General features: G+C 62.9%; 18 protein-coding genes and 1 pseudogene. 9 read left to right on the top strand and 10 right to left on the bottom strand.

Annotation, left to right across the window (positions count from 1 at the left end; translation table 11 throughout):
• Nucleotides 1–870: a transketolase gene (locus C5F75_RS29455; protein WP_060010775.1), complete on the bottom strand. Its 870-nt coding sequence runs from the start codon at nt 868–870 to the stop codon at nt 1–3.
• Nucleotides 871–1050: 180 nt separating this feature from the next.
• Between C5F75_RS29455 and C5F75_RS29450 the strand changes: the two genes are divergently transcribed.
• From C5F75_RS29450 to C5F75_RS29440, 3 genes are all read left to right on the top strand, one after another.
• Complete coding sequence (locus C5F75_RS29450) at nt 1051–1881, top strand: shikimate dehydrogenase family protein (protein ID WP_059579109.1); 831 nt, start codon at nt 1051–1053, stop codon at nt 1879–1881.
• A gap of 172 nt (nt 1882–2053) precedes the next feature.
• Entirely contained in the window at nt 2054–3136 is a 1083-nt protein-coding gene (locus C5F75_RS29445; protein ID WP_059578994.1) for a glycerol dehydrogenase, read from the top strand.
• Nucleotides 3137–3198: 62 nt separating this feature from the next.
• Entirely contained in the window at nt 3199–4497 is a 1299-nt protein-coding gene (locus C5F75_RS29440; RefSeq protein WP_059578991.1) for an MFS transporter, read from the top strand.
• Here C5F75_RS29440 and C5F75_RS29435 read toward each other — a convergent pair.
• The 4 genes from C5F75_RS29435 to xopAD all read right to left on the bottom strand — a co-directional run bounded on the left by C5F75_RS29435 (nt 4399) and on the right by xopAD (nt 13644).
• A complete protein-coding gene (locus C5F75_RS29435; protein ID WP_226093955.1) occupies nt 4399–5604 on the bottom strand; it encodes a phenylacetate--CoA ligase family protein in 1206 nt (401 codons plus the stop codon). The two genes, C5F75_RS29440 and C5F75_RS29435, sit on opposite strands and share 99 nt — an antisense overlap.
• Before the next feature lie 190 nt (nt 5605–5794).
• Nucleotides 5795–6025, bottom strand: a complete 231-nt coding sequence (locus C5F75_RS36955; RefSeq protein WP_089466058.1) for a thioesterase, FlK family — start codon at nt 6023–6025, stop codon at nt 5795–5797.
• Nucleotides 6026–6037: 12 nt separating this feature from the next.
• The gene (locus tag C5F75_RS36950; protein WP_155634578.1) at nt 6038–6214 is read right to left on the bottom strand and encodes a hypothetical protein; all 177 of its coding nucleotides are present in this window, start codon (nt 6212–6214) and stop codon (nt 6038–6040) included.
• Nucleotides 6215–6762: 548 nt separating this feature from the next.
• Nucleotides 6763–13644 carry a XopAD/skwp family type III secretion system effector gene (gene xopAD / locus C5F75_RS29420; protein WP_104013158.1) on the bottom strand — a complete coding sequence of 2294 codons (6882 nt, stop codon included), beginning with the start codon at nt 13642–13644 and terminating at the stop codon, nt 6763–6765.
• A gap of 280 nt (nt 13645–13924) precedes the next feature.
• On the opposite strand from xopAD, the gene C5F75_RS29415 reads away from it, so the two are divergent.
• Nucleotides 13925–14167, top strand: coding sequence for a hypothetical protein (locus C5F75_RS29415; protein ID WP_124659082.1), 243 nt, complete (start codon nt 13925–13927; stop codon nt 14165–14167).
• Nucleotides 14168–14429: 262 nt separating this feature from the next.
• Here C5F75_RS29415 and C5F75_RS29410 read toward each other — a convergent pair.
• A pseudogene (locus C5F75_RS29410) lies at nt 14430–14648 on the bottom strand (transposase); the annotation flags it as partial.
• 238 nt (nt 14649–14886) lie between these two features.
• Between C5F75_RS29410 and rbsK the strand changes: the two are divergent.
• From rbsK to C5F75_RS29395, 3 genes are read left to right on the top strand one after another with little or no spacing between them, the layout of a single operon-like run.
• Nucleotides 14887–15813 carry a ribokinase gene (rbsK, locus tag C5F75_RS29405; protein ID WP_059578976.1) on the top strand — a complete coding sequence of 309 codons (927 nt, stop codon included), beginning with the start codon at nt 14887–14889 and terminating at the stop codon, nt 15811–15813.
• Between the two features lie 40 nt (nt 15814–15853).
• Nucleotides 15854–17227, top strand: coding sequence for an L-fucose:H+ symporter permease (gene fucP, locus C5F75_RS29400; protein ID WP_104013157.1), 1374 nt, complete (start codon nt 15854–15856; stop codon nt 17225–17227).
• Nucleotides 17228–17229: 2 nt separating this feature from the next.
• Entirely contained in the window at nt 17230–18282 is a 1053-nt protein-coding gene (locus C5F75_RS29395) for an aldose 1-epimerase family protein (protein ID WP_089466055.1), read from the top strand.
• Nucleotides 18283–18352: 70 nt separating this feature from the next.
• Here C5F75_RS29395 and deoR read toward each other — a convergent pair whose 3' ends face one another.
• Entirely contained in the window at nt 18353–19123 is a 771-nt protein-coding gene (gene deoR / locus C5F75_RS29390; RefSeq protein ID WP_012337409.1) for a DNA-binding transcriptional repressor DeoR, read from the bottom strand.
• Nucleotides 19124–19269: 146 nt separating this feature from the next.
• Between deoR and deoC the strand changes: the two genes are divergently transcribed.
• Both deoC and C5F75_RS29380 read left to right on the top strand, forming a co-directional pair.
• Nucleotides 19270–19950 carry a deoxyribose-phosphate aldolase gene (gene deoC / locus C5F75_RS29385; protein WP_059578964.1) on the top strand — a complete coding sequence of 227 codons (681 nt, stop codon included), beginning with the start codon at nt 19270–19272 and terminating at the stop codon, nt 19948–19950.
• Nucleotides 19951–20110: 160 nt separating this feature from the next.
• The gene (locus tag C5F75_RS29380) at nt 20111–20977 is read left to right on the top strand and encodes a DUF2071 domain-containing protein (RefSeq protein WP_104013156.1); all 867 of its coding nucleotides are present in this window, start codon (nt 20111–20113) and stop codon (nt 20975–20977) included.
• 100 nt (nt 20978–21077) lie between these two features.
• Here the strand turns inward: C5F75_RS29380 and C5F75_RS29375 are convergent, their stop codons facing one another.
• From C5F75_RS29375 to C5F75_RS37710, 3 genes are all read right to left on the bottom strand, one after another.
• Nucleotides 21078–21932: a 3-hydroxybutyryl-CoA dehydrogenase gene (locus C5F75_RS29375; RefSeq protein ID WP_059641216.1), complete on the bottom strand. Its 855-nt coding sequence runs from the start codon at nt 21930–21932 to the stop codon at nt 21078–21080.
• 38 nt (nt 21933–21970) lie between these two features.
• Complete coding sequence (gene bktB / locus C5F75_RS29370) at nt 21971–23164, bottom strand: beta-ketothiolase BktB (RefSeq protein ID WP_104013155.1); 1194 nt, start codon at nt 23162–23164, stop codon at nt 21971–21973.
• 49 nt (nt 23165–23213) lie between these two features.
• Nucleotides 23214–23288 (bottom strand): 4Fe-4S dicluster domain-containing protein (locus tag C5F75_RS37710; RefSeq protein WP_133168007.1); only part of this gene is annotated, 75 nt, incomplete at its 5' end.

The raw sequence follows: 23288 nt of genomic DNA, 5'->3' as shown, positions 1-23288 counted from the left end.
TTAGATCACCTTGCTCTTGATTTCTTCGATCGCACGTTGCGCGTCGTCGGGTGCCAGATAGCCGAGATGCCAGCCCGGCTCGGTTTCCATGTACGACACGCCCTTGCCCTTGATCGTCTTCGCAATGATGCAGGCCGGCTTGCTGCGTGCCGTGTCCGCCTTGACCCGACGCAACAACGGCACGAGGGCCGCCAAGTCGTGGCCGTCGACTTCATGCGTCTCCCAGCCGAACGCGCGCCATTTATCTGCGAGTGATTCGATGCCGATGACGTCGTCGACCTTGCCGTCGAGTTGATAACCATTGCGATCGACAATCGCGACGAGATTCGAAAGGCGGTGGTGCGCCGCGAACAACGCGGCTTCCCATACCTGCCCTTCCTGCATTTCGCCATCACCCAGTAACGTGAAAACCTTGAAGGGACTGCCTGCCAGCTGCGCCGCCTTCGCCATGCCGGCCCCATTCGACAGCGCATGGCCGATCGACCCCGAGCTGAAATCGACACCGGGGACCTTGGTCATGTCCGGGTGGTCGCCAAGCGGGTTGCCGAGCCGCGTGTAGCCATCGAGGGTCTCGCGCTCGATGAACCCGTACTCGGCGAGAATGGGAAAGAGGCCGACGGCAGCGTGTCCCTTGCCCATCGTGAACCGGTCGCGGTCCTTCCAGCGCGGCTCGCCGGCTCGCACCGACATGACGTCGTAGTACAACGCCGCAAAGATTTCGGCTGCTGAAAACACCGATGTGTAATGACCCGTCTTCGCGATTTCGATCAGACGGATCGTCTCGAGGCGGACGAATTGGGCCTTTTCGCGCAACCGCGCGAGCGTCTCCGTGGAAAGCGCATGATCGCTCTCCTGCAATGCTGTCGACATAGAGTCTCCTGTTGGAACCTGAAAAGAACGAGGCAAGCACGCCATTTTTGCCCGCCGCATTGATGCATGATGCATCATATATTTTTCGAATGCAACGACGAAGCCATCAGCGGGCAAATAGCAGTTGCGGGGCACTCGAATAATGATGCATCATATATCATCAAGAACACGGAGACGCGTATGCTCACCACCCCACCCTCCTCGCCGATCGTCAATGGCGAAACACAGCTCATCGTCCTGATGGCATGGCCTGCCACTCATGTCCGCACGCCGACGCTGTTCAATACGCTCTGCGCCAGCCGGAACGTCAACGCCATCATGGTCCCGTGGGCCGTGCGTCCCGAACATCTCGTGCAGGCATGCGACGGTTTGCGGCACATCGCCAATCTGGCCGGCATCGTCCTCACGATTCCGCACAAGCAGGCTGCGGCCGAACTGTGCAACGAGCTCGAGGGGGACGCATCGCTGCTGAGCGTCGTCAATGTGCTGCGCCGCAACGCTGATGGCAGCTACACGGGACGCATGTACGACGGCTCCGGATTCGTCACCGGCATGCGGCGGGAGGGTATTGCGCTTGCGGGCAAGCGCGTGCTTCTACTGGGTGCCGGCGGGGCGGCAACCGCCCTTGCGCTGGCATTGGCGCGCGAAGGGATTGCGCGGTTGACCATTGCGAACCGGAATCGGGAAAAGGCGAACGATCTGGCCGCACTCGTCGGAAAGGCGGTGCCGGACTGCGCGGTAACCGCAGACAGCGGCGAACCCGACCGCCACGACATCGTGATCAACGCGACGTCACTCGGGCTCAAGCCTGACGACGCCCTGCCGTGCGACACCTCGCGGCTCACGGCGGGCATGGTCGTCGCGGAGGTCGTCATGCAACCTGCCGTCACGCGGTTTCTGATGGAAGCCGAAGCGCGGGGCGCTCGCATTCACCGCGGCGAGCACATGGTTACATCGCAACTTGACCAGTTTGTCCAATTCTTGCTTCCGGCCGCAGGCCGCACGGATTGATGCATCCATGCTGCCGGGCGTGTTGGCAAATACGCCATCCAAGCCGTGCTTCATGGGGCCGAGCCGCCCGGCCATTCTGGAATGCGTATTACATCGGTGGTCATCGGCGCGTCAGTTTGATTGCATCCGGTTTAGACCCCGCATCGATCCATCTTCTCTGTTACTCGAAATCATGACTGCACTCATTTTTGGATCTCCAGGGCGATACATTCAGGGAGATGGCGTCCTCGACGAGATCGGTCAATACATCCGCGATTGCTCGGAGCGTGCATTGGTTCTTTGCGACATTTTCGTGAAAAGGCAGTTCGGCGCGCGCATCGCGGCATCATGTGACGCACACGGAATCGACGTCCTCTGGCTGGCGTTCGACGGTGAACTCACGGATCGCAAAGTGCGCGAACTGGAGCGTGCCACGCAATCGTTCGACTATGGCGTCGTGGTCGCAATCGGTGGTGGCAAGACGCTGGACGCCGGAAAGGCCCTCGTCGACACTGCTGGTTGCGCTTTGATCACGGTGCCTACCGTGGCATCGAACGACTCGCCGACTTCCAAGAACTATGTGCTTTACGACGACAACCATCAACTCGCATCGGTCAGGCACCTGCCGCGCAGCGCCGCGTACGTGCTGGTCGATACCGCGGTGATCGCGAAGGCGCCGACACATTTTCTGCTGGCCGGAATTGGCGATGCGATCAGCAAATACTTCGAGGCAGAGCAGTGCTTGCGCAGTGGCGGAAAAAACATGTTCGGCGCCAGGTCGTCGTACTCCGCGTACATTCTCGCGCGTGAATGCTTCTCGCTGATCCGCTCCGACGCCGAAACGGTGCTGGACGAACTCGCGCACGGCCGCACCGGCCATGGGTTCGACCGACTCGTCGAAGCGGTCATTCTGATGAGTGGCCTGGGCTTCGAGAGCGCGGGGCTCTCGATCGCACATTCAATGACGCGCGGCCTCTCCCGAATCGAAACGGCGGCCGCAGCGCCACACGGGTTGCAGGTCGCATATGCGCTGCTCGTACAGCTACAGCTCGAAGGTCGAGCACCGGACTTCATGCGCGATCTGACCGGCTTGTATGAACGCATCGGCCTGCCTGTCCGGCTGAGCGACCTGGGCCCCGGGGCCGTTACGCGGGACCACTACGAGACCGTCGCCAGATTCACGTTACAGGCGCCTCATTCGGCGAATTTCGAGCGTCCGCTCCGCGTCGAGGACCTCGTCGCGGCGATGGATGCAATCGACCACGCAACCGCCTGAGCCTCGGCATTGCGCGAATCGGGCGCGCATCCAACCCCGCATCAAAAACAACTGGAGACGTCATGACTTACCTTTCCCATCTTTCTACGTCGCGACCCGCGGCGTTACGATCGTCCTCTCATCGGCGATCGCTGATCGCATCTAGTCTAGGCAATTTGCTTGAATGGTTCGACTGGACGATCTATACGGTGGCATCCGTCTATATCGCCGGCGCGCTGTTCGACAACACGGACAAGACATCGTCGCTGCTCGGTACACTGGCCGTGTTCGCCGCGGGCTTCTTCGCTCGCCCGTTGGGCGGCATGGTGTTCGGCGCGATAGCGAACCGGGTCGGGCGCCGTTCGGTACTCTTGAGCACGATGCTGCTCATGGCGTTTGCCAGCCTCCTGATCGCCATCATCCCGTCATACGACGCGATCGGCAGCTGGGCTTCGGCTGCCTTGTTACTCGCGCGACTCGTGCAGGGCGCGGCACACGGCGGCGAGACGACGGCGTCCTATGCGTATGTTGCCGAGATCGCCCCCGCGTCCCAGCGAGGCTTGTGGTCGAGTGCCGTATTCATTTCGGTCGGCGCCGGCTCGTTGATTGCCACGTTTTTTCTCGCGTCGTTGACGGCGTTCCTTTCACCGGATGCCATGCAGGCGTGGGGATGGCGAGTGCCGTTCGCGACGGGCGGCTTCCTCGCGATATTCGCGCTCTGGCTGCGCCGCAACATGGTGGAAAGCATCGACATCGATACATCGGCCAACACACGTCATGCGCCGTGGCCCCGGGCCAAGGTCATCCGCGAAGGCCTCAAGCTGTTCGTGTACGAAGCCGGATCGACGCTGACCTACTATACGTGGGTAACGTCCGCCGCCATCTATGCAATCACGGTCAAGCACATGGATCCGCACCGTGCGTTCACCATGAGCTGCATCGCGCAGGTGATCTATCTGATCGTGCTTCCGCTCATTGGGCGCCTTTCCGATTACACCGGGCGCAAGGTGACCACGCTCATTTCGTTGCTCGGCATCTCGATCACCATCTTTCCGCTATGGAGCCTGATTTCCAGCGAGCCATGGACTTTGCTGGCCACGCAATCAATCGGGCTCGTTCTCGTTGCGTTCATTACCGGCAGCAAGCCTGCCGCCATTTCGGAACAAGTACCGACGCGTTACCGCACTCGTCTGTTCGGCTTCTTCATTTCGCTCGCGGTGGCGCTCTTCGGTGGCACGGCATCCTATCTGAACGCGTGGCTGTATTCGATTCAAAAGGGACAGCTATTCAACGTCTATCTGATCGTGGTGGCAATCATCGCGAGTTGTGCCGTCGTGACCTGGAAGAACAACACCGGGGTAAAGCTCGACGATATCGAATGATGCCGCCGAGTGCCGGCCGATTGAGCCGAGGCGGAGCCATGCCGGGGCCCCGCCTCGGCCGCGTGCGGTCGCTCCGAGCTTACCCGTGAGCCCCTGCGCGGCTTCGACCGTCATCGTGATCCGGTCGTACGGTCCGTCCCCCTTCAGCACGATCCGGAAGATTCCCGACGCCCATTGCGGCAACGATTCGACGGCCACGCGAACCGCGCTCGGGAACACGTTGATGCCGCGCACGTTGAACATGTCGTCGGTGCGGCCGGTGACGCGGAATCGCCATGCCGTGCGACCGTCCGGCCCGCGATCGACGCCGGTCACGGTGACGACGTCTCGCGTGCGGTAGCGAACGAGCGGCTGGCACTCCTTCTGCAAGTGCGTGCAGACGAGTTCGCCGACGGTCCCCGTCTCGATCGGCAAGCGTTGCAGCGTGGCGGGATCGACGATTTCGGCAAAGACCACGTCGCTCGCGTGATACAGCAAGTCGTTGGTCCAGTCGGTTTGCCCGCCGAGAATGCTCAGCACTTCCGACAAACCGAAGTTGGCGTTACGGATCCGGAAGCCCCACTTCTCTTCCATCGCGCTGCGCAGATCCAGATTGTCGAGCCCGGCCTCGCCGCCGAACAGGTCCAGCGTCAGCTTCAGGTCGCGAGGACGAAGGTCGGTCGATTCGCGCAGGATCTGTTCGATGAGCCCCGGATACGAAGGCGTGCACGAAATCGCGTTGATGCCGAGATTGACGATCGAATCGATCAGCAGACGCGTATTGCCCACGCCGAATGGTACGACCGTCGCGCCGGTCGCCTCCAGAATCGTGTGATCGGTAAAGCCGCCGGTCCACATGCAGTAGTTCAGGCAGTGCACCACGCGATCCGTCGGCCGCAATCCAGCGGCCCACATCGACCGCGCGCCGACCCGTGCGACCCGGTACGCATCGGCCGCGCTGTTCGCAAGAATCAGCGGGCGTCCGGTCGTCCCGGAGGTGCGATGCAGCCGGGACACGCCCGCCTCGCCGCACGCCACGTAATCGCCGAATGGAGAGGCCGCCTCCTGGCTGATCCGGAGTTCGTCCTTCTCGGTAAAAGGCAGCTCCTGTAGCGCATCCAGCGTCACTTCTCGGTCGATCCAGCGCGACAGCTTCCCGCGATAGAACGTCGACATCGAACGGATGTAGTCCCACTGCGACGGCCATAGCGCGTCTTGATGCCGGCGCACCTGCCCGGGAGGCAGGGTTTCGAATGCTTCGTCGAAAAGCGCGTTGCCTGCGTTGACTGACGACTCCACTTTCATGTTCCCGTTTCCTTTAGCATGACGAACCCATATCGCCGACACGGCCGCGACGGCTTGCGCACTGAAACGCGAGTGCGGAACGCTCCACGATCGAGCGCGCGTGACTCGCGCTCGCCACCGAACTGGCCGCATCGGTCGCCACGACATCGAACCAGTACCGTTCGCCATCGAACGCCCGGAACGTCGCGGTGACGACAACCGGGACATCCAATGGCGTCCGCGCCAGATGCGTGACATGCGTCATGCGGCCGATCGATCATTCGTCGCGCCGCATTCGCTGGCACATCGCGTCGACGCAAGCGGCTTCCATGAGGCCCATCAACGCGGACATCGACAGCACGTCGGGACCGCATGCCGCTGCGTCGCTGGAGCGACGCTCGCCCGGCTCGGGTATCCCGATCACTTTCGGGATCGACGTACGTACCGCTGGCATCGGGCGCCTCCTCCGGTTCGTTACGCTCCAGTACTGCAAAGCCCGTGCCAATATCGAATCGACCGGGAAGCGTTGTCTGGTGGGCGGGTGCGGTCGACGCGACCATCCGCCGTATTCGATCTGAACGGAAAGAATCTTTACGATCGGAAGGAAAATCGACAGTGACCGACGAGCAGGCCAGACGCGATCCGGCCAGAAAACGCGGCCTTCAGAAGGCAGGGCTGCGCCAGTGCCGCGCGCGGGTTCGATGTGGTCTGCGCGAGCCGACGTTGCAGCGCGTGCTGCTGGTCGAAACGACAGCAAAGGCTTGCTCGCTCGCCTCAAGCTCGTGCGCGGCTTCGACCAATGCCATCTCGGTATCACGCGGCAACGCGCGGCGGCATCCGGCAGGACCATCTGATACGCTGCCGCGAGTATCTTGTTCGGTAGGTCGTCGAGCACATAATGCGCGTCCGTCGCGCCGTTTTCAGCGCACGGAATCAAGCCAACCGGCCTGAATTTGAACCAACCGGCCTTCTCGAAAGCCGGGTTGGTTCATACGACGTCAATTAGTAGCGCCGGAAAGATTGGATTGTCTCAATACCAGCCGGTATCTCGACGCTCGCAGTCTGCGAACGCATTAAATTCGACAAGCGATGGCGCTCCGTGTCGAAGACATCGATATCATTGCCGTCCGCCCGATCGCTGCCAGCCTCGATCGTGCTGCTAAGCGACCTCAATTTTTCGTAACGCTTGTGGTTCTTCTGCTTTGCGTAAAAGCTTTTCCCGGTATGGAGTTGAACCTCGAAATCTTTGCCGTCAGCGGTCCGCAGCCCGACGTTAATTCCGCGATATGTACCGTCATCTTCCACGAAAGCATTGCGAACCCGCATCACCTCAAAGCCGTTCTTAGGGAAGTCCTCGAGTAATCGCTTTGCGGACGCAGTAAACGACTCGGGTTTCAGTTTCACCGTATAGCGAAGCGCGTCGCGCACGTGCTGGGCCGCTTCGTCCAAAGTCAGGCCCCGCTCGCGTCTAATCACGTCGATTTTGCGCGCGATGGATGCCTCCTTCTTCAGCAATGACGCACGCCATTTTTCCCCCTCGGCCCATTCGCCGCCGACGCCTTTTATCAATTTCTCGACAGTCGGTGTGCACACCTTCTCCAGTTGCAAGGCCGAGCTCGCCAACGCCCCAGCTCTCTGATTCGCCGGCCCCCACGCAACCATTCCACTCAAACGCGGCGCCTTCGGCTTGATATCCTTTGGACGGGCCACCTCTCGAGTCCAGTCATCGATCTCGAGCCATCCTTCCGGCTTTGGCATCGCCTTCGTCTTCTCAAGGGTACCCGCGAGCAACTTCGCTCGGTCCTCGTGCCGGCCTTCCAGCTCAAGCGCATGTGATAACTTGTACTGGTCGTGGTTGGCTTCCTTGAGCTCAAAGCTTTCAGCGGTATGGAATTGAATCTCGACGAGTCGGCGTTCTTCATTACCTTGATCGTTTGGCACGTTCAGTTCGCAGGTGACCGACACTGCGTTGAATGCCTCCGACGGCTTTCTGAAATGGTTGACTACCTTCACGCGCTCCATTCCGCTCTTCGCCAGCTCAGCGATCGCCAGGTCATACGATTTGGCAAACGTAGCCGAATCCAGCACCACGGAATATCGCACGGCGTCGTTCACGCCGGCGCTCGCGTCTGCGAGCGATAGCTTGCGCACTCCGATGAAGCGCCTCAACTTCTCCTGCAGCGAACCTACGGATTTGAGCCGATGGTCCATATTCTTCAAACTGCCGCCCTCGATCTTGCCCACGACATTGGTCACTAAAGGCGTCGCGACTTTCTCGACATGCGCAGCGGTCGCTCGGATGCGCTTTGCTTCCGCCTCGATCTCCGCCTGTGACGCAGTTTGCGCGATGCGCTCACGCGGAGTGAGCGATCGCGCCAACAGACCGAAGCGCTGCTGCTGCTCGATCGAGGTTTCCATGACGGCTGCAGCCATGGAAGGCATCTTACGCAATTGTTCCAACGCGCTATCGGCATCGAAGCGGTCATCTCGCAACAGGCGCGCTGTCTCTTTTCCGTAGGGAACCGTCCTGACACGTTCGTCGTATTGCTTCTCGACACGTTCGAACAACGCCATGACCGACATGAAGGTCTCCGTCCCGGTGTTCGATTTGAGCGCATCAGTACCCACTTTGACTGCCAGCGTCAGCAGATTGCGCGCCGTAAGTTCGACTTCTCCTTTCACATAGCCAGGTTGCCCTTGCGGGAATTTCGATGCCGGCAGGCGACACACGGGATAGTGATCGAGGATTGCGGCGATTCGATCGACGGGCGCTTGTGCCTTGCCGTAGCTCTCCGCCAATTCCGGAAACCGCTTTTGAAGTTCAGCACCGGTCGAAACGGCTGGCGTTGCCTTCTCGCCGTCCAGCGTCCGCCGCCAATCGGCGATGGCCCCGTGCAATAGTTCAGCGACCTCCTTGGCGACAGGATGATGAGCCGCCTCGACGGCCTGCTGCGCCGCCTCGAACTGCTCGTCGAGCATCGCGCGATTCGGGCTGCTGTCCGAAATCAGATCCTGCAACGTATTGCGAAGATCGCGATCGACACCGTCATAGGTACCGAACATCCAGTCCTCCGCCATTTTGTGACGCAATGCCTCAGGTTGCGCCATAAAGCGGACGGCCGCCATGCTGGCCTTGCCTACGAGCGCATCTCCCTGTTGGGCGTCGATGATGTTTCGCGCACGCCCCGCGTGGTAGTGACGATCCGAATCAAAGGCCGTCTGTGCCGTCTTCGGCGGCTTAAACGAGCGATGTACGCCCTTGCGACTTGCGCGATCCGTTACAACTTTCGCGATGTGTTCGGTGAGTTTGGGATAACCGGCAAATACATATGCGTCATCTCCATCGGTGTCCATGTCCCGCTTGCGCAACTCTCTGATCGGCACCGCGCCTAGTTCGCCAGGCAACAGCAGATCCTTCACACGAAGGCTGCCCGTTGTCGTCATCGACGTGGGCGATTGCGCGCGGTTTCGAGATTCCGTCCAAGTAGACAGCGTCTTCATGTCTTCCGTGGAACATGCTAGATCAAGGTGCTGGTACGCCTCTGGCCAGGATCCTTTCGGCGGAATAATCAGCATCCCTTTGCTATGGAGAATGTCTGCATCCGACTGCTTGGCGTCATCGAAGCCCGCATAACTATATTGGATCGCAAAGCAGTCGTTACTCAGGAACTTCGCCGTGACATCGCCAGACCCTATCGTCTTCACACGGTCTTCCTCAATAGGCAACAAGTTTTCCTTGTCGTACGGCGGCTTCCCCAGCAGGACGGCACCGCCCTTTTTGTCGAACGTCTCGCCCTTTTGCCTGGGTAGGTGGAGGTTGTCGTCGGCAGACGGCACCGCCCGGATCTTGCGCCCTTCGTAGCCGCCGTTGACGAGCAATCGATACTGCTCGAGCTTTGTGACGTTGTCCGGATCCAGAGGACCAGGCCGGCGCGCGTCGAGCCCCGGTGCCTTGCCGACAACCGTCGTTGCCTTGACCAGTTCATTCAGCTTTTCCTCGATAAGATCGCTCGCCTCCTTGACCGCTGCTTCGTCGCGAGGGAAATGCTGTAGCGCCTGGGGAGCCATGTAACTGGGCTCTTGCTTGAACGACTCGATTAGCTTGCGCTGTGCTTGGTCGGCGTGACCATCTCGACAAGCGGTCCACGCATTGATGAGCTCAGCCACGACCGGAATCTGCATGGCGGCCTCGTAGCGCAAGAACCCACAGCCGTCGTTCGGACATAGCTTTATTTCCTTGCCGGAGGCGGGATCCACCGGCTTGAACGGATGTTCCGGTCCGGGCACGTCCGGGAACCAGCCAATCCTCACCGTCCCTTCCACGGCGTGGTCGGCGGGCACGATCTCGAGTAGAGAGCGCTGAATTCGCGACCAATCCTCTCGCTGCGGCCCCAGCTTTGAGACCAGCTTCATAAATGGGCTCGTCGGCGCGCTGTCCGAGTACCGAATCGCCGGAAGCCGGCCGTATCCACGCTTTGAACCCGCCAGGATGGCTTGCGGACGCATACTCGGCACCTTCAAATGGCTGCCGCCGAACATATCGAAGCGCCACTGCTCGCCGTTGTGGTTGATCGTGCGCGCCAGCATGAAGGGGCTCAAGGGACCAGGTAGCTTGACTTCTGTCACAGGCTGGCCCGTCAAGCGTGAATAGAAGGAATACTGGGGTCCTCCTTCGGACTCTTCGCTCCGCAACGTCTTGCCGGTCATATCAATGAGCGTGTAGTGCGGCGATCCTTCTCCTGGCCGAACCGGACGCAGCGTGCCTGGCTTCGTCTTCATGCTCGCCTGCAGCTTATCGAGGTCGAGCGGAATGGGTTTGCTCTTTGCCGTCAACAAAGCTTCATCTCTGCGCATACGAACATCCAGCGCATTGAGAATGTCGTCGCCGACTTCGATCTGCGCAATGAGATTCCAACTCATCTCCTGCAGATCGGTGGTGACCGTGTCGCGCGTGCGCTCGAGCAGGCTTTCGACCCAACCTTTTAGCTCCGCACGCTGCTGTGCCACCTCGGTACGTGGCGCGTCTACCCAGCGCGTTTTCCACAAGCTTTGCGTGATCGCAAACGACTTCAGGATGTGCACGAAAGTCAGGGCGGGGCGACGCGTATCGAACTGTTCTGCCGGCTCGCCAGTAGCAGACTGATCCTCTCGACTATTTCCGGGTGTGGAATCTGCCTGATCCAACAACAATTGAATCTTACGATCCGCAATCGGCTTTAGCCGATCCATCAGCTTTAGTGCGGCTTTGCGATGACGCACGAGTTCCGGGCTTCGCTGTACCGGCACGAGGCCCATGCACAGTGTTCCCAGCGACTCCAGGTTTTCGCCGCGCAGGGCGTCCGTGTCGATCAACGCATGGACGCGTCCAAGGGCAGTCGGGACGAGCGGCTTCATCGCCTTCTGCATGTTGGCCGAACCTAGCGCCTTGAAGATAACGCCGATATGTTTGGCGGAAGCTGTTCCGAGCAGCTCGATCTTGTGCGTGTCGAGATGGGCCGCAAGCATGTGCAGACATGTCTGCGAAAGAGCTTGTAGGTCGTCGGCACTATCGTCCGCCGAATGGAGGCGTGACATCGCATTCGCGAGTTGCGCGAGCGACACCATGTTGAACTCGCTCCATTGCCGCTTGCCCTCGGATAGCGTTTCGGCGATGGCCTGCAAAGCGGTGGTGCATGCCGGCTCACGAGGCCAGCGACTCAACGCGTTGGCGATCGTGGCAAGCGAACGCGCTTCAAATTTCTCCGGATAGGCAAATTCAGCACGGCGCTCGATGAGCGCCTCGGCAAGCGCCCGTCCACCTGCAACACACTGCTCATCGTCAGGCCATTTACTCAGTGCGACGAGCGTGTTCGACAGTCCCTGATCGTTGAACGTCGCGCAAAGACCATCGTCCTCATGGATCCGCTGACCAAGCGCACCGGCGACCTTTAGGGCGGCCGGCTCGGCGGTCCAATGTGACAAGGCGTTAAGCGTGTTGCTGACGTCCTCGCTGTTCATCGCGTTGAGCTTGGACCTGTCTTGATCAAGTTGCCTTGCCAACTCCCGAGCAGCTTCTGCACTACCTGGAAGATCCGGCATCTTGCTGAGCGCGTTCAGCGTCCCACTCATTTGATGAGCAGAAAAGCCTTTGCGTAACTCTGCATCGCCGACGAGGCGTGCGGCTAATGCGGCAGCAAGTTCTGTACAGGATTCGTACTGCGGGAATTTGCACAGCGCGACGAGCATGCCTGAAATTTCCTGTGCACCGGCAGTAGCGATTGCCTCCTCGTCACTGCGCAAGCGTTGGGCGATCTCGCGGGCCCCGTCGGGGAATTCCAGGACATGTGCAAGCCGCGCCATTGCAGATAGCGCATTGAGGGAATCCAACGGGTGCTTCACCAGGTCGCCTTCTGCACGCAAGCGACGAATCAGAGTAAGTGCCGCATCGCGGCACTGGTCGTCTTCCGGCCAATAACTGAGCGCATTCGCTGTCAAACTGACGTGGCCCCCAGTGAGGCGACGGGCTAACGGACCTTGATCGTTTTCACCCGGCACGAGAACGCCGGCCAGTGCGCGAGCCGCCTGCATACATCCGGGGTGCTTCGCCCACGTCCGCAATGCATTGAGCGTTTGAACCGCCTCCTGCTGGTTGAAAGAGCGTACGACGCTCGGATCGGTCGCGATGCGCGGAATGAGCGTGAGCGCGGCTTCCTTGCAATAGGGCAAATCCGGCCATTTCGACAGCGCGCCTAATACGTTGCTGATCTCCTGTTCATTGAAGCCGACCTGAAGGTCGCGTTCAGAAACGACACGCTCGGCAAGCGTGCTCGCGACCGCCTTGCAGACAGCCTGCTCCGGCCATTTCGATAGGGCGGTCAACGCATTCGCAAGGGACTGCTCTTGCAGCTTTTCCCGCAATGCCGGCTCGTTTTTGAGGCGACCAGTAAGCGCTTGCGCGACTTCGATACAGGGGCGCGCCGAAGGCCATTTGCTGACGATATTAAGTACGCTGGCGACTTCCTGTGCGCTCAGCTGACTGCGCAGCGCGGACTCGTTTTGCAGACGCTCGACAAGAAGCCGTAACCCCGTTTGCGATGGGTCTTTGAGTCCGTCTCGCGCCAGCGACGCGAGCGCGTTGCTAACACCCTGCGGCGACAGATCGGCAAGGATCGTACTGCTGTTGTTCAAGCGTGCGGCGACATTTTCGGTTGCCGCCGCGCACAAAGAATCTCCCGGCCACTTGGCAAGCGCGCCGAGCACGTTGCTTACGCCTTGCGCGTCCAGCGTCGTCGCCAACGTCGGCGTGCTCGCGAGACGCTGAGCAAGATTCGCTGCCGCTTGCGCACATTGGGAGACGTCAGCACTTTGCGAAAATGCATTGAGTGCCATACTGAGGCCCTGTCCTTCCAGTCTGGCGAGGCAGTCCCCGTCTTCCAGCAGAACATTTGCGACATGGGATAGCGCCGCATTACGCGGTTCGCTCGGGAGCTTCGAAAACGCGTTGAGCAGAAGTGCCGTCACCTTTAGATCCCTAAAGTCCGCGTCTCCCCCACGTCCCATCACCTCGCGAGCGATTTTCTCGATTGCACCCAGAGCTGCGGGAAGACGTTCGAACTTGCTCAGCCGGTTCGACAAGTGGGCCAGGTGATAGACGGACCCGCCATTCAACCACTCCGCCTTGACCAAGTAGTGCGCCACATCCTCTATGCGCTGCTCGACCTGCGGGTCTTGCAGAGGCTCGTGCCGGCCGTCCCCCGAGCGCAGCGTGCATTTGTCGAGCGCGTCCACATACCGGCCAAGCAAAAACAGCGACACATCTGTCTTGCCCTCCGGATCCAGAAAGGCGAGCGCCCTCGGATGCCCCTTTTTCCCTGCAAGCACGTTGGCGGTCGCAAGGTCCAGCACGTCCGCGCGTGAATATCTGGCGGTATGTTGCAAATAGAGCTGTTGCCGCTTGCGCTGTTCGAGCAGGACCTTCGCATCGAGGCCACCAACAGGACGGTAGGCGATTGCCTCCCGAGATGGCCCTTTCCTCGCAAAGTCGTAATCAACCGTGCGAACTCCCCGCTGCGACCCGGCGAGGCGCTGAGGCCGCGCTGGCACCGGTTGGGTAGCATGTTCACCAAGCGTACCTGTTCCGGTCCCTGAGAATACAGAGGGCCTGCGGGGCGTACGGGAAAGGTTTATGAAATTGCCCGACTGCCGAATGGAGCCGGAACCTATGGACGCCGTGTTCTCGGATCGGGTATTTGCTCGCGACTGGAAATTCCCCGGCATCCCTGCTGGCCGAAACACGGCTCGCGGTTGCGATGCAACCGAAGACGATGGCGACAAATTTTCCGGCGTGGTATCTGCTTCCCTCGAAATGCTGGGGGAGTTCGAAACCTTTGGTCTCATGGCATTGGCCTCCGTAGGCATCGCGGTCTAAAGACGCTACAGTAATGAGGTCGTGCGCATCGTCAGGTACTCGCGCGAAGAAATGTGCCACCAGGCGCAACGAAGCCGCCGCATCTTGTGCCATGCAGCACGTCTTCCGGAAAGCGAAAACCGGGTCGCGTGGCTCGCGCTGCGGGAGGCGGCTCGCAGTGCGTATGTTGTGGCGTCCAACTCGTCACTGTAATGCCGGGGCACTTCGCCGCTTGCCTATCCAGCGGATCTGTAATCCGCTCGGTTCCTGAGAGACGGTTTCATCAAGACGGCTCGACGCGCCGGAGGGTATTCCAGCAGATCAGGCAGCGACCGAGTTTGAGGAACGCGCCGTGAACGTCCGTACGTCGCTCGAAACGAATACGGAGGCGACGGAAGCGATGCAGCCAAGCATGCGTGCGTTCAACGACCCAGCGCTATTTGCCAGGGCCACAGCCATGTCCGGTACTGCGCATGGCGATCACCGGTTCGATACCCTGCTCGCACTGAGTGGATTTCCGGCCTAGGTCTTTTTGCACATTGCCTCCCTTCATCCAAGTGCGACCTTTTTCGTATGCCGACACCAGGATGGAGTTTTCACCCGCCTGCCCGTCGACCAAAAAGTGACCCCACTAACATCACAGGATTGCATTTTCACACTTCATGTTATTTTATTATCATATTTCGTGAACCGCCGACCACGCGCGCGGTCGCCCCCCTATACCAAGGAAGAGACAACAGATGGAGACAATCGCCGTCATCGGCAGCAACATGGTCGACCTCGTGACCTATGTCGCGCGCATGCCCGTTCGGGGCGAAACGCTCGAGGCGCCGAACTTCGAACTCGGCTGCGGCGGCAAGGGCGCGAACCAGGCCGTCGCGGCCGCGCGGCTCGGTGCGCGCGTCGTGATGGTCACGAAGGTCGGCGACGACGTGTTCGCCGACAACACGATCCGCAACTTCGAGCGCGAAGGCATCGACACCACGCACGTGCGCAAGGTCGCCGGCGTGTCGAGCGGCGTCGCGCCGATCTTCGTCGAGCCCGATTCGAGCAACAGCATCCTGATCGTCAAGGGCGCGAACCGCCACCTGCGGCCCGCCGACATCGACGCGGCCGCGCCGATGCTCGCCGAATGCGCGCTGATCGTGCTTCAGCTCGAAATCGAGCTCGACACCGTCTATTACGCAATCGAATTCGGCGCGCGGCACGGCATTCCGGTGTTGCTGAACCCCGCGCCCGCCGTGGCCGACCTCGATTTCGAACGCATCCGTTCCGTCGAATTCTTCGTGCCGAACGAAACCGAGCTCGCGATCGTGTCGGGCATGCCGGTCGATTCGCGCGAGCGCGCCACCCGTGCCGCCGAAGCGCTGGTCGCGCGCGGGCTCAAGCACGTGCTCGTCACGCTCGGCAGCAACGGCTCGCTGCTGGTGTCGCGCGACGGCGCGCGGCACGTGCCGGGCGTCCCGGTCGACGCGCGCGACACGACGGGCGCCGGCGACGCGTATATCGGCTGCTTCGCGCGCTGCTATGCCGCGTCGCGCGACGCGCTCGACGCGATGCGCCACGCGTCCGCGTACGCCGCGCATTCGGTCACGGGCCTCGGCACGCAGAAGTCGTACGCCGACGCCGCGACGTTCGAACGCTTCCTCCGCGACGCCGGCCTCTGACCGGCGCCTTCATCGACGAGACATTGGGAAGGAGACACCCATGAGCCGAGCCCGGATCGAACACGCCCCCGACGGCTATTACCTGAACCGCACGCCGCTTTTCGCGTTCACGCTGCTGTGCTGCCTGTTCGCGCTGTGGGGCACCGCCGCGAACCTGAACGACGTGCTGATCGCGCAGTTCAAGAAATCGTTCTTCCTGTCCGATTTCGAATCGGCGTTCGTGCAGTCCGCGTTCTATCTCGGCTACTTCTTCCTCGCGATTCCGGCCGCGACCGTCGTGAAGAAGTTCAGCTACAAGACGACGATCCTCGTCGGCCTGCTGCTCTACACGACCGGCTGCCTGCTGTTCTTCCCTGCCGCATCGATGGCGAAGTACGGGATGTTCCTCGTCGCGCTGTTCGTGATCGCCGCGGGCCTGTCGTTTCTCGAAACGGCATCGAATTCGTATTCGACGCTGATGGGCCCGCGCGACACCAGCACGCGGCGCCTGAACATCTCGCAGACGTTCTATCCGTTCGGCGCGATGGCCGGCGTCTACATGGGCAGCTTCCTGATCTTCAAGGAAGGCGACGCGTCGCATGCGCAACTCGCGGCGATGTCGGCCGCCGACGCGCACACGCACCAGCTCGCGATGATCCAGGCCACGCTCGAACCGTACAAGTGGCTGATCGTCGTGCTCGTCGCCGTGTTCATCGTGTTCGCGCTCACGCCGTACCCGGCGTGCAAGGGCCACGGCCCGGGCGCGCTCACGCACCGGATCGACGCGCGCGGCACGCTCGCGCGCCTGTTCGGCAACCGGCGCTTCGTCGCGGGCGTGGTCGCGCAATTCCTGTATGTGGGCGCGCAGGTCGGCGTGTGGAGCTTCACGATCCGGCTCGCGATGCAGATCGGCGGCCTCACCGAGCGCGGCGCATCGCGCTACCTGCTCGCGACATTCTTCGCGTTCTTCGTCGGCAAGCTGGTCGCGACGCTCGTGATGAAACGCGTCGGCCCGGCCAAGGTGCTGATCGTCTACGGCATCCTGTGCATCGCGCTGCTCGCGTACACGATCGGCGTGCACGACATCACCGCCGTGTATGCGGCCGTGTGTGTGAGCATGTTCCTCGGCCCGTGCTGGCCGACGATCTACGGACTGACGATCGACGGCCTCGGCAAGGACACCGAATACGGCGGCTCGATCCTCGTGATGAGCATCGTCGGCGGCGCGGTCGTGCCGCTGATCCAGGGGCTGATCTCCGATCACACCGGCGGCAACATGCAGCTCGCGTTCGTCGTGCCGCTCGCATGCTTCGTCGTGATCGTCTACTACGGCTTCTACTGCCTGCGCCACCTGCCGGCGGCCACGCCCGACGCGGCGGCCGACGGCCATGCGCCCGCGCGCTACGCCGCGACGCGCAACACGTCGGGAGCCTGACCATGCGGGGCGAGATCGAACTGCGGCGAGACGACTTCCGCGAAGCGCCGCGCACGCTGTACCGCACCGACGGCCTCACCGTCACCGCGTTCGCGTATCCGTCCGGCGTCGAGGCGCTGAAGCTCGACAACCGCCGCGGGCACCTCGTCGTGCTGCCGTATCTCGGCCAGATGATCTGGGCCGCCGAATTCGACGGCCGCGACCTGACGATGAAGCACATGTTCCGGCAGCCGAAGCGCGCGACGTCGATCATCGATACCTACGGCTGCTTCATGTTCCACAGCGGGCTGCTGCGCAACGGCTGCCCGGGGCCGGACGACACGCATGCGCTGCACGGCGAGATGCCGTGCGCGCCGATGGACCGCGCGAGCCTCGTCGTCGGCTCGGATGCGCGCGGCGCGACGGTCGAAGTGACCGGCGAATACGAATACGTGCAGGGCTTCGGCAGCCACTACGTCGCGCGTCCGTCGGTGCGGCTGGCCGAGCACGATGCGCGGATGACGATCGCGATGGACGTGACGAACCTCGGCGGCACGCCGATGGACCTGATGTACATGGCCCACCTGAACTACGCGTACGTGCCGGGAGGTCGCTTCGTGCAAGCGTTGCGTCCAGGCGGGCTGCGGCTGCGCGACAGCGTGCCGGCTCACGTGAAGCCGACCGCCGCGTGGCGCGACTACACGGCCACGCTCGCGCGCGATCCGGCGCGGCTCGCGACGCTCGATGCGCCCGCGCTGTACGACCCCGAAATCGTGTTCTTCATGAACGACGTTGAAACGGACGCCGACGGCGTCGCGCATTTCCGGCTCGTGCATCCGGACGGCGGCGCGTTCCACACCTCATACCGCCCCGAGCAATTTCCGCATGCGACGCGCTGGATCCTGCACAACGCGGACCAGCAGGTCGCTGCGTTCGCGCTGCCGTCGACCTGCGAGCCGGAGGGTTACGAAGCCGAACGCCGCAAAGGCCACGTCGCGGCGCTGGCGGCGGGCGCATCGCGCCGCTTCGAAGTGCTGACGGGCTACCTCGGCCCGGCGGAAGCCCGCGATGCGTGATGCGATGAGAGGCGCGATGAGAGGCGCGACGAGAAGCGCGCTGCATGGCGCGCCGCACGCCCGCGCCGCATCAGGTCACGAGCGCGATCCCGTGCTCGCGGATCGCCGTTTCGTAGCGACGGCTCAGTTGCCCGTCCGAGATCACGTAGTTGAAATCGGTCAGTTCGGCGAAATAGGCCGCGCGCACTTCGTCGAATTTCGTGTGATCGACCAGCAGGAAGCGGTTCTGCGCGCGCGCCATCACTTTCTTCTTCGCGTCGACTTCGTGGAAGTTGAAGCACGTGACGCCGCAGCGCTCGCTCACCCCGGCCGCCGAAATGAACGCCTTCGACACGCGCACCGAATCGAGGATGCCCGTTTCGGCGACCGATTCGAACACCATGTTCTGGCGGTGATACGCGCCGCCGCACAGGATCACGTTGCAATGCGGCTTCTGCTGCAGCTTCGCGAACACGTTCAGCGAATTGCACACCGCGGTGAATTCGAGGTCGTCCGGAATGAAGTCGACGATGAACGGCGTGGTCGACCCGCAGTCGACGAAGATCGTGTCGCCGGTCGTCACGAATTGCGCGGCCAGCTTGCCGATGCGGCGCTTTTCCTCCGTCTGCCGGTTGTTCTCGGCGCTGATCAGGTATTCGCCGATGTCGCTGCGCTGCGCGGCGAAATGGCGCGTCACGTAGCCGCCGATCAGGCTCAAGCCGTGCGGGTTGTCCGCGAGATCGCGACGGATCGTCATTTCGGACACGCCGAACAGTTCGGCGACTTCCCTCAGATGAATCGCGTTCTGCCCTTGCAGCACGTTCATCAAGGTCTTGATCCGTTCGCCCTTCTTTGTTTCCATGCCGGTATCCTGCGTGCCCGCCGCGTGAGTCGTTCGTCGTGCCGGGCGCGCGGGCCCGGCCGGAATGTCGTATTTGTAACAAACCGATGTGAAAACATCAACTTTCCGTGTGCCCTTTCCGCACACGATCCGTGGAGTCCTGACACATGCCGCTTTCCAACGCCCAGCTCGCCCAAACCATCGATCACACGCTGCTCGCGCCCGACGCGAGCGACGCGCAGATCCGCGAGCTCTGCCGCCAGGCGGCCGAGCATCGTTTTTACTCGGTCTGCGTGAATTCGGCGAACGTGCCGCTCGCCGCGCGCGAGCTGGCTGAAACCGGCGTGCTCGTCTGCGCCGTGGTCGGCTTTCCGCTCGGCGCGGGGTTGTCCGCCGCGAAGGCATTCGAAGCCACCGCCGCGATCGCGGCGGGCGCCGGCGAGATCGACATGGTGATCAACATCGGCGCGCTGAAAAGCGGCCGCGCCGACGACGTGAAGGCCGACATCGACGCCGTGCATCGCGCGTGCGGCACGGTGCCGCTGAAGGTGATCCTCGAAACGGGGCTGCTGACCGACGACGAGAAGGTGCGCGTGTGCGAGATGTGCCGCGATCTCGGCGTCGCGTTCGTGAAGACGTCGACCGGGTTCGGCCACGGCGGCGCGACGCTCGCCGATGTCGCGCTGATGCGCCGCACCGTCGGGCCGACGCTCGGCGTGAAGGCGTCGGGCGGCGTGCGCGATCGCGCGGCCGCGCTGGCGATGCTCGAAGCCGGCGCGACGCGGCTCGGGACGAGTTCAGGCGTGGCAATCGTGACCGACCAGGGCGGCGGCGGGTCGGGGTACTGACGCGCGAACGGCGGGCCTTTGCGCGCGTACGTCATGCGTCGGGCTCGGCCGTCGGAATCCATTGCACAAGCGGCAGCACGCGGCGCGCCGATGGCAAAATGCGCGCGCCGTTCGTCTAAAGCTTCGCCGCCTCTTCCGGGCATGCGACAACCCCGGCACAATGCCGCCCATGCGCAACGACAACGCCTTCGTCTACCCGTCCACCGGCCTCGCCGGGCGGCTCGCCAACCGGATGGTCGCGAGCCGTCCCTTGCTGCGCGCATGCCGCGCGCTGCTGTCGCGGCTGCCGTTCCTGCAGCTCGCGAGCGACGTCGAGCATGTCGTGTATTGCACGTGGGTCGTCGACGTCGCGGCCGTCCAGCATCTCGTGCCGCGCGGCGTCACACTCGCGAGCCGAGGCGGCCGCACGCTGTTCACGACGCTCACCTACCGGCATCGCCACTTCGGCCCGCGTCTCGCCGGGCCGCTGCGCCGCGTGTTTCCGTCGCCGCTGCAAAGCAACTGGCGGCTCTACGTCGACGCGCTGCCGGACGGCGTGCCGGCCGAGCGCACCGTGCTGTTCGTGAAGAACGTGTTCGACCACCCGCTCTATGCGCTCGGCAGCCGGCTGTTCAGCGACGCGCTGCCGTCGCATCTCGCGCGGCCCTTCACGCATGCGGCGCACGACGGACGCTACGACACGCGGCTGGCGGCAAGCGGTGGCAGCGCACCCGACTTCCGCTGCACGGCCGAAGCGTCGCACGACCGGACGCTGCCCGCCGCCTTCGCACCGATCTTCGACGACTGGCGCGCGGCCGTGGCCGCGCTGTCGCTGCAGCACGCGGCCGTCGCCCACGTCGAGGACTGCGACCGCCTCGCGTATGCGTCGATCGACCTGCCGATCGACGTCGACGCGGTGCGGCCGCTGAAGACGGTCGGCCCCGTCGGCGGCGGCGACTTTCTCGCCCGCATCGGCGCGACCGGCGAACCGCTGTGCTTCGTCGTGCCCGACGTCGCATTTCGCGTCCTGTCCGAGCGGCTGCTGTAGCGCGACCTGTCGGTACACGACGCGTCATCACGCCGCGCGCGCCATACAAAGCACGCGGCCGCCCGAAGGCGGCCGCATGAAACACCATGGGACAACCGGCTTACTTGCCGTAGTCGTACACGCCGCGCCCGGTCTTCCTCCCGAGCCGCCCTGCCGACACCATCTCGCGCAGCAGCGGGCACGCGCGATACTTCGGATCGCCGAAGTCCTTCGCGAACACGTCCATCACCGCGAGGCACACGTCGAGGCCCACGAGGTCGGCCAGCGCGAGCGGCCCGATCGGGTGGTTCGCGCCGAGCTTCATCCCCGCGTCGATCTCCTCGGCCGACGCGATGCCTTCGGCCAGCACGAAGAACGCTTCGTTGATCATCGGCACCAGGATCCGGTTCACGACGAAGCCCGGCGAATTGCGCACGCCAATCGGCGACTTGTCGAAACGCTCGGTCAGCGCGCGCACGGCCGACGCGGTCGCGTCGCTCGTCTGCAGCCCGCGAATGATCTCGACGAGCGGCATCAGCGGCACCGGGTTGAAGAAGTGCATGCCGAGGAAACGCGACGGATCGGCGAGCGGCGCCGCGAGCGCGGTGATCGAGATCGACGACGTGTTGGTCGCGATGATCGCGTCCGGGCGCGCGACGGCCTCGATCTGCTTCAGGATGCGGCCCTTCAGCTCGACGTTCTCGGTCGCGGCTTCGATCACGATGTCGACCGCGGCGAGCGTCGCGTAGTCGGTCGACGTCGTGATGCGCGCGAGCGCCGCGTCACGCGTGGCCGCGTCGAGCTTGTCCTTCGACACGAGCCGCTCGAGGCTGCCCTTCAGCGTCGCGAGGCCCTTGTCGAGCGCGGCGTCGCTGACGTCGATCATCACGACGTTCAGTCCTGCAACGGCGGCGGTTTGCGCAATGCCGTTACCCATGGTTCCGGCGCCCACGACGCCGACGGTTTCGATGGCCATGACGATTCCTGTGTATTCGGAGGCTGAGCGGTCGATTATCAGATGTTCTCGAAGATCGCCGCAATCCCCTGGCCGCCGCCGATACACATCGTCACGAGCGCGTAACGCCCGCCGATGCGCTTCAGCTCGTACAGCGCCTTCACCGTGATCAGCGCGCCGGTCGCGCCGATCGGGTGACCGAGCGAGATGCCCGAGCCGTTCGGGTTGACCTTGGCCGGATCGAGGCCGAGTTCCTGCGTGACCGCGCACGCCTGCGCGGCGAACGCCTCGTTCGCTTCGATCACATCGAGATCGGTGATCTTCAGGCCGGCGCGTTCGAGCGCCTTCTGCGTGGCCGGCACCGGGCCGATGCCCATGTACGCCGGATCGACACCCGCGTGCGCATACGCGACGAGGCGGGCGAGCGGCTTCACGCCCTGCGCGCGCGCGGCGTCCGCGCTCATCATCAGCACGGCGGCGGCCGCATCGTTGATGCCCGACGCGTTGCCGGCCGTCACGGTGCCGTTCTCCTTCGCGAACACCGGCTTGAGCTTCGTGAAATCGTCGGCACTCGCGTCGTGACGCACGTGCTCGTCGGTGTCGAACGCGACCTCGCCCTTCTTCGTACGGATCGAGATCGGCAGGATCTGGTCCTTGAAGCGCCCTTCGGCGATCGCGCGCGCCGCGCGACGATGCGATTCGAGCGCCAGCGCGTCCTGCGCTTCACGCGAAATATCGTATTTCCTCGCGACGTTCTCGGCCGTCACGCCCATGTGGATCGCCTGGAACGGATCGTGCAGCGCGCCGAGCATCATGTCGACGAGCTTCGCGTCGCCCATGCGCTGGCCGAAGCGCGCGGCCGGCACGGTGTACGGCGCGCGGCTCATGCTTTCCGAGCCGCCGCCGATCGCGACGTCGGCGTCGCCGAGCATGATCGTCTGCGCGGCCGACACGATCGCCTGCAGGCCGGAGCCGCACAGGCGGTTCACGGTCAGCGCCGGCGTGTGCTGCGCGACGCCGCCGTTGATCGCCGCGACGCGCGCGAGATACATGTCCTTCGGCTCGGTGTTCACGACGTGGCCGAATACGACATGGCCGACCGCATCGCCGGGCACGTTCGCGCGCGACAGCACTTCGGCAACCACCTCCGCGCCGAGGTCGGTCGGCGAGAAATCCTTCAGGCTCCCGCCGAAATCGCCGATCGCGGTACGGACACCGCTCACCACCACGACTTCCTTCGCTGCATTGCTCATCGTCTCACTCCGGTTCGTTCGCGCCCGCGGGCGCGGGGATGCGTTTGCGTTACATGTTCGGGTAATTCGGCCCGCCGCCGCCTTCGGGCGTGACCCACACGATGTTCTGCGTCGGGTCCTTGAT

The organism is Burkholderia anthinoferrum (assembly GCF_002925705.1).
GTDB classification, from domain to species: domain Bacteria; phylum Pseudomonadota; class Gammaproteobacteria; order Burkholderiales; family Burkholderiaceae; genus Burkholderia; species Burkholderia semiarida.
The sequence above is the reverse complement of the archived record's forward strand: the minus strand, read 5'-3'. Positions and strand labels throughout refer to the sequence as shown.